Source organism: Brevibacillus sp. AG162 (assembly GCF_006715575.1).
GTDB classification, from domain to species: Bacteria; Bacillota; Bacilli; order Brevibacillales; family Brevibacillaceae; genus Brevibacillus; species Brevibacillus brevis.
On record NZ_VFNO01000004.1, the window covers coordinates 89,423 to 103,919 of the forward strand.

General features: G+C 46.2%; 10 protein-coding genes. 7 read left to right on the plus strand and 3 right to left on the minus strand.

Annotated features, from left to right (window positions below):
- Positions 1-174: 174 nt before the first annotated feature.
- Positions 175-909: an MBL fold metallo-hydrolase gene (locus tag FB479_RS14295; RefSeq protein WP_106654977.1), complete on the plus strand. Its 735-nt coding sequence runs from the start codon at positions 175-177 to the stop codon at positions 907-909.
- A gap of 111 nt (positions 910-1,020) precedes the next feature.
- Here the strand turns inward: FB479_RS14295 and FB479_RS14300 are convergent, their stop codons facing one another.
- Entirely contained in the window at positions 1,021-1,647 is a 627-nt protein-coding gene (locus tag FB479_RS14300; RefSeq protein WP_142065755.1) for a cupin domain-containing protein, read from the minus strand.
- A gap of 129 nt (positions 1,648-1,776) precedes the next feature.
- Here FB479_RS14300 and FB479_RS14305 point away from each other — a divergent pair, with 129 nt between their 5' ends.
- Positions 1,777-7,692: an AAA family ATPase gene (locus FB479_RS14305; protein ID WP_142065756.1), complete on the plus strand. Its 5,916-nt coding sequence runs from the start codon at positions 1,777-1,779 to the stop codon at positions 7,690-7,692.
- Between the two features lie 50 nt (positions 7,693-7,742).
- Here the strand turns inward: FB479_RS14305 and FB479_RS14310 are convergent, their stop codons facing one another.
- Entirely contained in the window at positions 7,743-8,099 is a 357-nt protein-coding gene (locus FB479_RS14310; RefSeq protein ID WP_106654974.1) for a response regulator, read from the minus strand.
- Between the two features lie 310 nt (positions 8,100-8,409).
- Between FB479_RS14310 and FB479_RS14315 the strand changes: the two genes are divergently transcribed.
- The 5 genes from FB479_RS14315 to FB479_RS14335 all read left to right on the plus strand — a co-directional run bounded on the left by FB479_RS14315 (position 8,410) and on the right by FB479_RS14335 (position 13,161).
- Positions 8,410-9,174 carry a DUF4097 family beta strand repeat-containing protein gene (locus FB479_RS14315; RefSeq protein ID WP_142065757.1) on the plus strand — a complete coding sequence of 255 codons (765 nt, stop codon included), beginning with the start codon at positions 8,410-8,412 and terminating at the stop codon, positions 9,172-9,174.
- A 252-nt stretch (positions 9,175-9,426) separates the two neighbouring features.
- On the plus strand, positions 9,427-10,380 hold the full coding sequence (locus FB479_RS14320; RefSeq protein WP_106654972.1) for an ABC transporter permease: 954 nt from the start codon (positions 9,427-9,429) through the stop codon (positions 10,378-10,380).
- Complete coding sequence (locus FB479_RS14325) at positions 10,377-11,315, plus strand: iron chelate uptake ABC transporter family permease subunit (protein WP_142065758.1); 939 nt, start codon at positions 10,377-10,379, stop codon at positions 11,313-11,315. The genes FB479_RS14320 and FB479_RS14325 overlap by 4 nt, the downstream gene beginning before the upstream one ends.
- Entirely contained in the window at positions 11,312-12,070 is a 759-nt protein-coding gene (locus FB479_RS14330; protein WP_142065759.1) for an iron ABC transporter ATP-binding protein, read from the plus strand. Before FB479_RS14325 ends, FB479_RS14330 begins: the two co-directional genes overlap by 4 nt.
- 104 nt (positions 12,071-12,174) lie before the next feature.
- Positions 12,175-13,161: a siderophore ABC transporter substrate-binding protein gene (locus tag FB479_RS14335; protein ID WP_142065760.1), complete on the plus strand. Its 987-nt coding sequence runs from the start codon at positions 12,175-12,177 to the stop codon at positions 13,159-13,161.
- A 338-nt stretch (positions 13,162-13,499) separates the two neighbouring features.
- Here FB479_RS14335 and FB479_RS14345 read toward each other — a convergent pair whose 3' ends face one another.
- Entirely contained in the window at positions 13,500-14,363 is an 864-nt protein-coding gene (locus tag FB479_RS14345) for an ABC transporter ATP-binding protein (RefSeq protein WP_142065761.1), read from the minus strand.
- Between the last annotated feature and the right edge of the window lie 134 nt (positions 14,364-14,497).

Sequence of the window (14,497 nt, forward strand, 5' to 3'; positions counted from 1 at the left end):
TGGTAGGAGCGACCGCGTAATTCCGGTGTTTTTGTTGTACAAGAAGACGTCATAAAAATGCATTGACAAATATTTTTATTTGTGGTATAATTAAATATTTTGTTGTTGAAATGACTCCTCACTCCGTGATAAAAAAGTAGTTGTGCGATGAAATGGTGTGAGGAGGAATAGGATATGAAAGCAAACGCAGGTGTGAAAATGATTCCGTTGCAAGGAGAGGCATTTGGCAAGCCGATGGTGATCTATCCCACCTTGCTTTGGGATGATGACCGAGCAGTATTGGTAGATACAGGAATGCCTGGTTCATGGGAGACCATTCGTCAGGAGATGAGCCGCGCTGGCATACCACCTGAGCGTTTACAGGCTATCATTTTGACACATCAGGACCTTGATCATATCGGCAGTCTTCCAGAAATCGTTCGTGAGCTTGGCGGACAGGTTGAAATATACGCGCATGAGCTAGATCAGCCGTACATTGAAGGCACACGCCCTCTCCTCAAAGCAAACCCCCAAAGCATGGCCCCTTTACTTGCGATGTTGCCTGAAAAGGAACGCGAGCACTTGCAATGGCTTTGCGAAAATCCGCCAAAGGCAATGGTGCACAAGACACTGGCAGACACAGAGATTCTGCCGTATTGTGGGGGAATTCGCATCATTCATACTCCCGGACATACGCCGGGGCATATCAGCCTTTATGTACAAGATAGCAAGACATTGATAGCAGGCGATGCAATGGTGTACATGAACGAAGCACTACGAGGACCGATTCCGCAAACCACTCTCGATATGGAAATGGCAGTAAACTCATTAAAAAAATTCGATAACTTGGAAATTAATAGTATCATTTGTTATCATGGAGGCATGTGCCAAGACAACGTGCAAGAGCAGCTTCACGCTCTGATACGGTGAAGTAGTTACACGATCTTATACGTTAAAACAACAAATCCAGGTTGGAATATGTGGATATAAGAAGCGTGGAGGACACCAAGCTGGAGTAATCCCTATGGTGTCTTTCTCATTTTATCCTTGCAACGTCTTTTGCGCTGTTTGCTCGAATTCGGTATGAGAGACTGGTGTAGCTGGAGAGGGTTTGTAGTATTTTTCTAGCGATTTATCTGAGCCTGTCCAACGAGCTAGTGCAGCGAACACAGCGAACATGCCTTTTTGCAGGAAACGCGGAATGATTGGGAGGTAAAACTGCCCCATCTCAAAGATCGTTCCCAAGAGGAGAATATTTTTCGGGATATATTGCTTGAGAATCGGCAAGTAAAAGCTGCGCCCGTCTGTATCGAGCCCGTATCCACAGCGGACAAACGCTTCAAAAGTACCAGCCGGACGGATTTCGACATGGAAGCTGACGAATTCGTTAGAGGGATTGTGGAACCCATGAACCTTGTCTGTTGGTATGTTTAGCTTCTCTCCCGGCTTCAGGATTACTTTTTTTCCATCAATGGTTACCTCTAAATTTCCAATTACACCTTCAAAGGTTTCGACAAGTTTTGTATGATAGTGTAGAAAAATCCCGTTATCAGGTGGAAGATCGGTACGGAATAACAAATATTCGCCATTCGTTTCTTCCGTTGTCTTCAAAAAGGTAACCACTTCATGATTATGCGGGTTACTTACACTGCGACTTAGATTTGACAAAACTATACCTCCTTGAAAAATAGTAAAAAGAGATTATATTAAGACAGAATATAGATTAAATATAGATTATTTGTTCCGGGGCAACAATTAAAAAGATAGGATGTTCTACCTAAAGATGGAGTGGATAGTATGAGCGGCATGATCGTGGTTCCAGGTTATAGGGTGGCAGAGTTTCTTTCCACTCATTCAAAAATGGGAATATATCGGGGTTACAGAAATAACGACAATCTCCCTGTCTTATTCAAAGTACCGATGGAAGGACCTTCCCATAAGGAATCTCTGTGGAAACTGAAGCATGAATATCGCATTCTTCAATCATTGGAATCCCATGCAGTGGAAACGATCATCGAACTCGTTAATCACAACCGTGAGACGGTAATGATTACGGAAGATTTCGGGGGAGTGCCGCTCTCCTTGTTGATGAAAATGAAAGGACTGTCATTGAAGGAGATGCTCTTCATTGCGGTCCGCATGGCTTCCTGCTTGAAGGAAATCCATCAGCACGGAATCATCCATAAGGATGTAAATCCCGATCACATTCTGGTTCATCCTGAAACCTATGAGGTAAAGCTTGGTAGCTTTGGCTTGGCGTCGAAATGCCACCAAGAATACCAAAGTGTGATGAATCCAAAAGAGTGGAAGGGGAACCTTCGCTACGTCTCGCCGGAGCAGACGGGGAGAATGAATCGCACCGTCGATTACCGCTCTGATATTTATTCTTTTGGTGTCACGCTCTACGAGTTATTGACTGGAAAGCTGCCCTTTTTAACTTCGGACATGCTTGAACTCATACATGCTCATATGGCGAGAAAGCCGCTCGCTCCCTCCAGTGTAAAACCATCCGTTCCAGAGATGCTATCGGACATTGTGATGAAGTGTCTGTCAAAAAATACAGAGGATCGCTACTTTAGCATGTCTGGCTTACTGGCAGACCTGCAGCGTTGCTATGACCAGCTTGAACAAAACGGTTTGATCACGCCGTTTCCGCTCGCTTTAGAAGACCGTGCTGATCACTTGCGGATTCCAGAGAGACTGTATGGACGTGAGCAGGAAATCCAGATGCTCATCGATGCATTTGAGCAAGTCACAAACGGCGCTACGAGGATGGTTCTCCTCAGTGGCTCTCCAGGCGTGGGTAAATCTGCTCTCGTGTTAGAAGCGCAAAAAGCGTTTTTGAGAGGCCGGGGACGTTTTGTATCAGGAAAGTTCGACCAATATAATCAAGCCGTACCTTATTCAGCTATCATTCAAATCTTTCAGGATTTGATCAAGCAGTTATTGGCAGGCCACGAACGCGAGTTGCTCGCTTGGCGAGAGGTGATACTCGACGCCATGCAAGGACTTGGTCAAGTGATCGTGGATGTCATTCCACAGCTTGAGGCAGTGATCGGCAAACAGCCTGCCGTACCTGAGCTGCCTGCAGCAGAAGCAAAAAATCGCTTTCAATGGGTGATGCAACGCTTTATTCGGATTTGGGCACGACCAGACCATCCACTCGTCTTGTTTCTGGATGATTTGCAGTGGGCGGATTCTTCTTCGCTTTTCCTGATCCGAGAGTTGGTTGCAGATATGCATATCAGTCATTTTCTGTTGATTTGTGCGTATCGTGAGCATGATGGCAGTATGATGAATCCGTTGATTGCCATTTTGACCGAGACAGGCATCAAGAGCCGCATTTTGCGCCAATTCACGTTATTGCCGCTTCGCGAACACGAATTCAATGCGTTATTAGCGGATACATTGCATAGTGATCCGGACATGACGAAGCCGCTGGTTGCGATTATCATGCAAAAAACAGCTGGGAATCCGTTTTATGTAAGAGAATTCATTAAGACGCTGTATGATCGGAACTTGTTGTGGTATGTGAGAGAAGAGAGGAACTGGCAATGGGATTTGGCCGAAATTGAGAAGCTGGGTACAACGGAAAATGTGGCCGAATTTCTTGTAGAAAAAATGAGAAGATTGCCTGATTCTACTCAGCAGCAGCTTGCTTTTGCTGCTTGTCTGGGCAACTCGTTTTTGCTTCATTTGATAGCCACGTCACGAAATCAAACGGAGTCCGAAGCCATCCAGCATATATGGCCTGCGATTGAGGAAGGTCTCATCTATCCGATCGAAGGAGCGGAATATCTGACATACGCTGCACTCGTGGAAGAAGAAGTGGCGTCTCAGATGAGGATTCGTTTCCGCTTTGTGCATGATCGAATTCAACAGGCCGCTTATTCGTTGTTAGCAGAGGCAGAACGCGGACAGATTCATGTCAAGCTGGGCAGGATAATGTGGGAAATGTCCCAAGGAAGCGAATCTGGCTTCCTGTTTGAAATTTGCGATCATATGTATCGGGGCAAAGAGATACTGGAGGATCAGGCGGAGCGCATGCATGTAGCACAATGTCATTTGCTCGCCGGACAAAAAGCAAAATCCTCTGCGGCATTTGAGTCGGCCTTGCAGTATTTCCAACGAGGCCTCGAGCTGGTGGGGGAAGAGGGCTGGCAGCGCAATCATGATCTGACCATGGAGCTGTGTGCGTTGTCTGCGGAGACGACGTACCTCTGTAATCAATTGGATGAGGCAAAACAATTGTTTGAACGCGGGATGCAGCATGCCAAAACAGACCGGGAACGAGTACGCATTTTGGAAATGGAAATTCGCATGTATACCCGACTGGCTGAATTTCCGCGTGTTATGGAGATCGCAAGCGAAGCCTTGGGGTTATTGGGCGTACCGATTCCCAAAAAGCCTGGCAAGCTCGATATCGTGAAGGAAATGTTTCATATCAAACGCCACCTCAAAGGCAGAAAAATAGATGAGCTGCTGTATTTGCCGGATGTTCCCGATGAAAATTATCAGATGGCGATGAGCATCATCAGCTACGCTGGGCCATCTGCTTACTATGTCAATCTCAATTGGTTTGCTTTAACGATTTTGCGTGCCCTTCATCTGTCACTCGTGCACGGAAACGCGGTCGCCTCAGCGAACGGTTATACCGGTTACGGGATCGTACAAGCTGCTCAATTCGGAAAGTATCGAGAGGCTTACGAATTTGGACAATTAGCTTGCCGTGTAGCAGACAGCTTCGCCGATCCGATCGCCATGACGAAGGCGTATGGCGCGTTTGCCCTGCTGATCAATCACTGGTGCGAGCATGCGCGGACGAATATCCCTCTCCTGAAAAAAGCGATTCAGCTCGGCTTGGACGGTGGAGGCAACATTTATGCTGCCTACAATGCCCATGGGCTTTTGGAGGCCATGCTCTATTGCGGTGTACCAGTGGAAGAATTGGAGCAGCAAATCGAGGAATACAGCGATATGATTCAACAAATCAAGGTCGTTGATCACGATGATCGGCTCTTGTTATTGCGCCAGGCGCTGCATACTTTTACACGGTGGACGGACGATGAACGAACGGCGTTTTGCCATGATGGCTTTGACGAAGCGGCATATGTAAGCAACCTGCAAAAAGAAGGAAACAGCTACAAACGGTACATGTACCACTACTATAAATCGATGGTTCATCTCATGTACGGGAACTACCTGGAGGCTGCCGAGCTGCTGGCTGAAGCTGAGCAATGGATGGATTCAGTCAGCGGACAAGTTCTTGTCAGCCAGCAAGTTTTTATGCAAACACTGGCATTGACGGGGCTCTATGAGAACGCTAACCGACAGGAAAAATCGAAGTATGGGAAAAAAATCAGAGCAAATATCAAAAAGATGAAGACGTGGGCAAAGGAATGCCCGGAAAATTTTCAGCACAAGTGGTTGCTGATGCATGCCGAGTGGCTGCGTGTCACAGAGAAAAAACAAGAAGCAGGTCCTTTTTATGAACAGGCGGTTCAACTCGCCAAAAAAGATGTTTTCTTGCAAAACGAGGCGCTGGCAAATGAATTGGCTGCCCGGCATTACTTGGCACTCGGGCTCGAAACGATTGCGAAGGTATACATGACTGAGGCGCACGAGGTTTACATGCTTTGGGGAGCGGTCGCCAAGGCACGAGAGATTGAGGAACGGCACCCTTATCTTTTGCAACGGGTAAGAAGCTTGGGAGCTTCCGCCGAGATTGCCACGACTGACCAGACAGCAGACCTCGTCGATTTAATGAGTGTCATCAAGGCGTCGCAAACGATTGCCAGCGAGCTCCGCCTGGAAATGCTGTTGGCGACGATGCTGCGCACGGTGATGAGCAATGCAGGTGCAGAGAAAGGAATCCTCCTGCTCAAAAAAGATGGTGACTGGCTCATCGAAGCGGCAGGCTCTGTCGATTTGGACGTGGAGATCATGCAGTCTGTCCCGTTTGAGCATAGCGGGATGCTCTCTGTCGCTGTCGTGAATTACACCATTCGTACAGAAGAGATGCTGGTGCTCCACAACGCTTCAGTTGAAGGTGTCTTTTTCCGCGATACGTACATTGCGAAGCACAAGCCGAAATCAATTCTATGCTCCCCGCTATGGCAGCAGGGAAAAATGATCGGTGTCATTTATTTGGAGAACAACGAGACGACACATGTGTTCAACGAAAAACGCTCAGAGCCGCTCAGACTGATCTTCTCGCAAATTGCGATCTTTATTGAAAATGCGAGACTGTATCATCAATTGGAGCAATGGAATCAATCCTTGGAAAAGATTGTGACAGAGCGTACCAATGAGATACAGGCACTATTGCAGGCGAATAAAAATCTGTTAAACAATGCGGGACAAGGCTTCCTTTCCTTTTCCAAAAACCTGCTGGTCCACTCCGAATACAGTCGGGAATGTCTCCGGATTTTTGGCAGAGAACTGGCTGGGGTATCGGTCGCAGAGCTACTATACCCAGATCGTCCAGAGGATGGCGTGTTTATTGTATCCCTTTTGGAAAAGTATTTTGAAGCAAAAGACCAAGGGCAAAAAGAGCTGTATCTCAGTCTATTTCCTACGGAGATCCAAATCAATCAAATTCCGTTGAAGCTGGCTTGTAAGCCGATTTATGAAGATCGGCGCGATTCGCCAGAGGGCTTGATGCTGATCCTGACCGATATGAGTGAGCAGCGGGCGCTCGAATCTAAGATGGAGCGAGAATGGCAAAGGTTGAATATGGTCGTAACTGTGGCGATTAGTCTCCCGCTCTTCCAAAAGGTACTGCGAGCTTTTGACGCTTTTTTTGAGGATGGGTGGAAGCAGGTTCTGAGAGAAGAGATTGCAGAAACCGAGAAACTATTCAAATTGATCGCTCAGATTCATCAGTTTAAAGGTGACTTCAGCCAATTACATTTGATTCATACACCGCAAAAGCTGCATGATTTGGAGTCGTGGTTGATTCAATGGGCAAAGTCCGAAGAGCGCCTATCCGATGAGGGGATGCGCGCCGAGCAGTCGTTCGCAGAGGTTCAAGCTGCGATGCAACAGGATTTGTCAATCATACAGCACAAGCTCGGGATCGGGTTCCTGGATCATAACGAGCATGTGTACACCATTGCAAAAGAGCGATGGGAAAGCTTCGAGCATGAGATCACCAGTCTGGTACAGGGGGAGGCTCAGCAGGAGCTGCTCCACCGCATCCGCAAGCTTCGCTACCGTCCAATAAAGGACATGTTGTCCCGGTATGAAGACTATGTAAGTGAGCTTGCCATCCGTCTGAACAAGACCATCGATCGGGTCGAATGGGACGCAGAAGAAGTATTGGTCGATCCAGAGCGATTCGAGAATTTTGCGAGGAGCCTGGTTCACGTATTCAACAATGCGATCGATCATGGAATGGAAGAAGAGCAAGAACGATTGGCATGCGGAAAAGAACGCAGCGGCAAGATTCAATGCCGCATTTGGCAAGAGGATACTTCCCTGTGCGTCACGATTCGTGATGATGGGCGGGGCGGCGATATGGAAAAACTAAAGTTGGCATTGGCTGAGCATGTCACGGTACAGGAACATGCGAGTCTCGTATCGGGCAGAGGAATTGGCCTGTCCATTGTCAAACAAGAGGTTGACCAGTTGGGAGGAACCCTTCAGGTTCATACCCAAAAAGGAGAAGGCACCCATTTTACCTTCCGAATCCCGTTGGAAGAAATTCGCTAGACCCATAGAAAAAACTGAGGCGACAGTGCCTCAGTTTTTTGTTTGATCGACTAAAGCGAATTCGTAATGGAAGCCAAAAGTCGTTCTTCATCGATCGGTTTTAGAATATAATCGCGCGCTCCAGCGTTGATTGCCTCAAAAACGAGCGGCTTTAATCCGTTGGTGCTGACCATAATGATGTTGGCGTCGGGGAAGGTGTCGATGATTTTTTTGACGGTCTCTATGCCATTCATTCCTGGCATATTGATATCCATCGTCACCACGTCGGGGAGGTGGGCCGTATACATTTGATAGGCGTCCAATCCATTCGTTGCTTCTGCAATGATTTGATGGCCCGCCCGTTCCAAAATGATTTTCATGTAATCTCGTACTACAAGGGAGTCGTCTGCTATCAGTATACGAGCCATAAAACCTCCTGTTTCGAAACGGTTAGTTATTCTTCGTAAGTGAATTGTCTACTTTTACCATAACACTGATAGGAAAAATGTAGCAATCATTTGATCATAAAAAGTACAGTCGAACATACGAAAAAACAAACGAATTCCAGCTCGTAATGTAACTGGGTTCGTTTGCTTTGTGTTCACCAATCACCAAGAAGAATATCCGTCTGCGGACTGACGAGAGAACAACCCTGTAGCCTGATTTGTCTTCTACGCTGTTTTGCTATGATGTTGTAGAACTTATCTTGTAAAAATAACCAATATCGAGGGGAAACGGATGAAACAAATGAAACAGTGGATAGGAGTAGGTCTAATCGCTGTGGGAATCGGCTTGGCTGGATGCACGATCAGCGATAACGTGATCAAGATCGAAGAAGAAAAGAGACAGCTTGAATTACCTGCGGAGTCCATCGAGGCGTTGAATATTGTGACGGATTCAGGCGATTTGATTGTCAAAGGTGATGAAAAAGCAACCGCGATTCATGTAGAGGCTGATATCAAATCGAAAAATGTCAAACCCGAAGAAATCATCATTACACTCGAGAAGGATGGGGATACCGCAACACTACGATCCGAAACGAACACGGATATCGGTTTTAACTATGTGGATATGACGATAACGGTAATCGTTCCTCCCCAGCTCCCGATAGCCCTTACTGATGGATCAGGAGATATTGACATGACGGATCTAATAGGAAAGCTCACGATTGAGGATGACTCCGGTGATATTCGATTGACGAATACGGGCGGAGAGGTAGAGATTCGTGACCAGTCCGGTGACATCAGAATCAAGGACGCGTCAGCCCTCAAACTGATCGAAGACGATTCAGGTGATATCGCCATGGAAAATACGGGTGGAAATGTAGAGATTCACGATCAGTCCGGTGATATGGATATCAGGAAGCATAAAGGTGACATGACGATATCGGACCAGAGCGGCGATATCGTCATTGATACCGTCGAAGGAAATGTGCTGATTGAGAATGATGGGAACGGAGAGCGATCCGTTCAAAACATAAAAGGCTCGTACACATCCAAATAAATTAAGACCGTCAGGGTTTTTTCCCTGGCGGTTTTCTTGTTCTTGTCCGTATTTTGACAGGTTGAGGAAAAAATTAGCCGACTAATGAAAAAAAGCTTTCCCTTCCGATAAAGAAGTGCTAATATAACAAAGGTAGTTCTAATTGAGAATGAATCTCTTTATTAATGATAATGGTGAGAATTATTCTCTATATAATTACTCGGGTCAATACGTGACAGAACTCCAGGAAAACGTAAGAAGAGTAGGGACGCGATGAAAAAGAGATATTTGGTTGTAGCACTTATTTTGCTCTCGTTCGTTTCACTTTTTATAGGTGTCAAAAATATATCGCCATGGGATCTGTTCAATCTCACGGATGACAAAGTGCAAGTACTGTGGATCAGCCGGATTCCGCGATTAATCAGTATCATCATCGCAGGGATAAGCATGAGTATCGTCGGCTTGATCATGCAGCAGTTGACCCGAAACAAGTTTGTTTCTCCAACGACTGCGGGGACAGAGGATTCCGTTCGCTTTGGAATTTTGATCTCACTCTTGGTATTCGTCGATGCCGGTCCATGGGTAAAACTGCTCGTTGCTTTTGCTTTCTCTCTCTTGGGAACGTTTATCTTTATGAAGATCCTTGACCGAATCAAATTCAAGGACTCCATTTTTATCCCGTTGGTGGGATTGATGTTTGGAAATATCGTCGGTTCCATTACGACGTTTTTCGCTTATAAACACGATTTGATGCAAAACATGTCTGCTTGGTTGCATGGAGATTTCTCTACCATTATGAAAGGCAGCTACGAGCTTTTGTACATAAGCATTCCGCTGGTGATTATCGCCTACTTGTACGCGAACAAGTTCACGATTGCCGGAATGGGTGAGGAGTTTGCTATCAACCTCGGGTTGAATTACAAGCAGGTCGTCAATATCGGACTGATCATCGTTGCTTGTGTGACATCGGTTGTGATTCTCACGGTAGGTGCGATTCCGTTTTTGGGGCTCATTATTCCGAATCTGGTTACGCTGTACCTGGGAGACAACCTGAAGAAAAGCTTGTCTCATACCGCTTTGCTTGGCGCGGTGTTTGTACTGGCCTGTGATATCCTGGGACGCCTCATCATCTTCCCGTACGAGATTTCCATCGGCTTGATGGTTGGGGTCATAGGCAGCGGGATATTCGTGTACTTACTCATGAGAAGAAAGGCATATGAACAATGAAAGCGAAGATAGGTGCCCTGTCGATTGTGGCCATTGCTTTAATAGCCATATTCATGACGATTAACGCCAGTGGCAACTGGGATTACGTCCTTCCTCGGCGGACCAAGGAAATCCTTGCCATCATTTTAACCGGATGCATCATCGCCTTTTCCACGATGGTCTTCCAGACAATTACGAATAACCGAATCTTGACGCCTAGCATCATCGGCCTGGATTCGCTCTATATGTTCATCCAGACGTTTGTGATCTTTGTTTTTGGTTCTGCAACCTCTTTGATGAACGCCAATGTGAACTTCCTGATTTCAACAGGGGGGATGGTACTTTTCGCAGGACTGCTTTACAAATTCCTGTTTAAAAGAGAAGGGCAAAACATCTACTTCCTGTTATTGATCGGATTGATCTTGGGCACGTTGTTTAGTAGTTTGTCCACGTTCATGCAAGTGTTGATCGATCCGAATGAGTTTTTAGTTGTACAAGACAAGATGTTCGCCAGCTTCAACAACGTAAAAACAGATTTGCTGATTATCAGCTTTGTGTTGGTCATCGCGATTGCAATTTACTTCTGGCGTTACATCAAGTATTTGGATGTGTTATCGCTCGGCCGGGATCAGGCGATCAATCTGGGGATTCCCTATGAGTTTGTCATCAAGCGATTTCTCATCGTGATTGCGATCCTCGTCTCCATTGCGACAGCTTTGGTCGGACCGATTACCTTCCTCGGACTGTTGGTAGCGAATGTCGCCCATCAGTTTATGAAAACTTATCAGCATAAACATTTGCTTGTAGGCTCTGCTTTAATCAGTGTCGTTGCTCTAGTTGGCGGTTCGTTGATTGTGAAGCACGTATTCACTTTTTCCACAACACTCAGTGTCATTGTCAACTTTATTGGTGGGGTTTACTTCATCTATCTTCTGTTAAAGGAGAATAAAGCGTGATAGAAGTCCGGAATGTCTCAAAACAATATGGTAGCAAATATGTCGTGGAAGATGTCTCTGTGAAAATTGCCAAGGGAAAAATCACGTCCTTTATCGGACCCAATGGAGCCGGGAAGAGCACCTTGCTGTCCATGATCAGTCGTCTGTTGACCAAGGATCAAGGCGAGGTTTTCATTGAGGGCCAGGAGATTGGACAGACGAAGAGCAGTGAGCTGGCCAAAAAAATATCGATTCTCAAGCAATCAAACCACATTACGGTACGGTTGACGATCCGCGAGCTGGTCAGCTTTGGTCGCTTCCCGTACTCGCAGGGGAATTTGACAAAAGAGGATTGGAAGTATGTAGATGATGCCATCCGTTATTTGGAGCTTACGGACATTCAGCACAAGTACCTCGACCAGCTGAGTGGTGGTCAACGCCAGCGTGCGTACATCGCTATGGTCGTCGCTCAAAATACAGACTATGTCCTTCTGGATGAGCCGCTCAACAATCTGGATATGAAACATTCCGTCCAGATCATGAAGGTACTGCGACGTCTGGTAGACGAAATGGGCAAAACGGTCGTCATCGTGATTCATGACATTAACTTTGCCTCTGTTTATTCGGACTATATTGTCGCTCTCAAGGACGGCAAGGTCGTAAAAGAGGGTACCACAGACGAGATCATCACACGTCCAACTCTAAAAGATGTCTATGACATGGATATCCAGATCGAAGACATTGAACAGAACAAAATATGCGTATATTTCGCGTAAGATCCATCCTCCTATCGTTAAAATTTTGATGGCCTGCAGGGGTTTTCATCAGCAAGCTATCAATAATTTTATATCTTTTTAAATTCTATATAGAGGTGAGAGAAGTGAACAAAAAACTACTCGTGCTGTTTATGGCAGTACTGATGGCAGTATTTACAGCTGCATGCGGCTCAAATAGCGCTGCACCTGCAACACCAGCGACAGATGCGACAAAAGCACCTGAAGCTGCACAAACATCTGAGGAAATTACCATCAAGCATAAATTGGGTGAAGCAAAACTGAAAAAGAATCCAAAAACCGTTGTTTCTTTTGACTACGGTGTCCTGGATTCCTTGGATAAATTAGGTATCGAAGTAGCAGGTGTTGCACAGTCGTCTAACATTCCTCCGTACCTGGAAAAGTTCAAAGATGCGAAGTACACAAATGTTGGTGGTTTGAAAGAACCAGACTTTGAAAAAATTAACGCAATGAAGCCTGATGTGATCTTCATCTCCGGTCGTCAAGAGCCTGCATATGAAGAGCTGAACAAAATCGCTCCAACCATCTTCATGGGCGTAGACAACGAGAAGTACATGGAATCTTTCAAAGAGAGCATGAAGACATTGGGTACCATCTTCGGTAAAGAAGCACAAGTAGACGAAGAGCTGGCTAAAATCGATGAGTCTATCAAGCAAGTGAATGAGAAAGCAACAGCAAGCGGTAAAAATGCACTGATCGTATTGGTGAACGAAGGTAAGTTGAGCGCTTATGGTCCAGGATCTCGCTTTGGCATGATTCACAAAGAGCTTGGTATCACTCCTGTAGACAAAGACATCAAAGTAGAAGGCCACGGTCAAAGTGTATCCTTTGAATATATCATGGAAAAAAATCCGGACTACCTGTTTGTTGTAGACCGCGGAGTTGTGAATAAGAACCAAGACGCTTCCACTTCTGCAAAACAAACGATCGAAAACGACTTGATCAAAAACACCAAAGCGTTTAAAAACGGCAATATCATTTACCTCGATGCAAACTACTGGTACCTCTCCGGTGGCGGATTGGTTTCCACTGGCAGCATGGCTGAAGAAGTTTTGAAAGAAGTTAAGTGGTAAGAGGCTAGAAAAGAAAGTGGCGACAGCCCAGGGGAGTCAGATATTCCCTGGGCTGTCGCCTTTTTCATTTATATCCGGGGCCCGCTTGGCAAACTCCTGTAACATCCCTCTTATTTGTTCTACCAACAAAGCAGGTGCCTTCTTAGGTGAACCCGAGTCAAACGGTGGCTGGGGATCGTATTCCAAAATCAACTGGAAATTCGGCGGACTGCAACCGGGAACAACAAGAATATCAGCGGAAGTAAATTCAGAAAAACTGTAATCGGTAGGGATAGCAAAAAGCCGGTTACACCGTAAAACGTGGTGAAAACCGGCTTTTTGCTTGCGGAATCTAACAATTATCTGGCTCCAACCAGCTTGCGCTCTTCCGTGTAAACAGGTTGGGTCGTGTTTTCGTTTGGTTGCTTTTGATCCACAGCATGACACAGCTCATAAGGGAGGCAGAGCGGTACACCCGTGCGAGGATCAGTCAGGATGTCTGCTTCGATGTTGAATACCTTACGCAGCATCTCAGGCGTCATGACTTCAGCAGGGCTTCCCTCAGCGACAACGGTACCGCGAGAGATTGCAACCATGTGCTGTGCATAACGGGTTGCGTGGTTCAAATCGTGGACGACCATGACGATCGTACGATTTTCTTCGTCATTCAGCTTTTGCAGAAGCTTGAGAACTTCCAGCTGGTGAGCCATATCCAGGAAGGTCGTAGGCTCATCCAGGAACAGGATGTCTGTTCCTTGCGCCAGAGCCATCGCAATCCAGGCGCGTTGGCGCTGACCGCCGGATAGCTGGTCGACCGGACGATCATGAAAATCTGCCATGCCGGTCATGGAGATAGCCCAGTTTACGATCTCCTTGTCTTCCTTGGTCAAGGAACCGAAGCCTTTTTGATGGGGGAAGCGGCCATAGGTAACGAGCTCAGACACGGTCAAGCCATCGGGTGCGGTTGGGTTTTGCGGCAAAATCGCCAGTTGCTTGGCGACTTCCTTGGTCGATTGCTGGTGGATCGATTTGCCGTCCAAAAATACTTGTCCGCCTGTTGGTTTCATAATCCGCGCGAGAGTTTTGAGGATCGTCGATTTACCAGAACCGTTTGCACCGACCAGGGCAGTGATTTTTCCAGAAGGAATGCTGATGTTCAAGTCTTTGACAATGGAAAGCTCACCGTATCCGATGTCCAGCTTTTGCGTGTATAAGCGCTCCACAATGGGCCAACTCCTTTTTATGAAAGTATGTACCTGTATAAGTAAACATAGTAATGATAATCATTTTCACTAAGTTTAAGTATATAACGGAACGAGGTCAAATTCAATATGTAAAAAGCCAACCTGCTCACATG

What these genes read in the sequence shown, in the direction of transcription:
- FB479_RS14295 (WP_106654977.1), top strand. Translation starts at nt 175, where the DNA reads ATGAAAGCAAACGCAGGTGTGAAAATGATTCCGTTGCAAGGAGAGGCA.
- FB479_RS14305 (WP_142065756.1), top strand. Translation starts at nt 1,777, where the DNA reads ATGAGCGGCATGATCGTGGTTCCAGGTTATAGGGTGGCAGAGTTTCTT.
- FB479_RS14310 (WP_106654974.1), bottom strand. Translation starts at nt 8,099, where the DNA reads ATGGCTCGTATACTGATAGCAGACGACTCCCTTGTAGTACGAGATTAC.
- FB479_RS14315 (WP_142065757.1), top strand. Translation starts at nt 8,410, where the DNA reads ATGAAACAAATGAAACAGTGGATAGGAGTAGGTCTAATCGCTGTGGGA.
- FB479_RS14320 (WP_106654972.1), top strand. Translation starts at nt 9,427, where the DNA reads ATGAAAAAGAGATATTTGGTTGTAGCACTTATTTTGCTCTCGTTCGTT.
- FB479_RS14325 (WP_142065758.1), top strand. Translation starts at nt 10,377, where the DNA reads ATGAAAGCGAAGATAGGTGCCCTGTCGATTGTGGCCATTGCTTTAATA.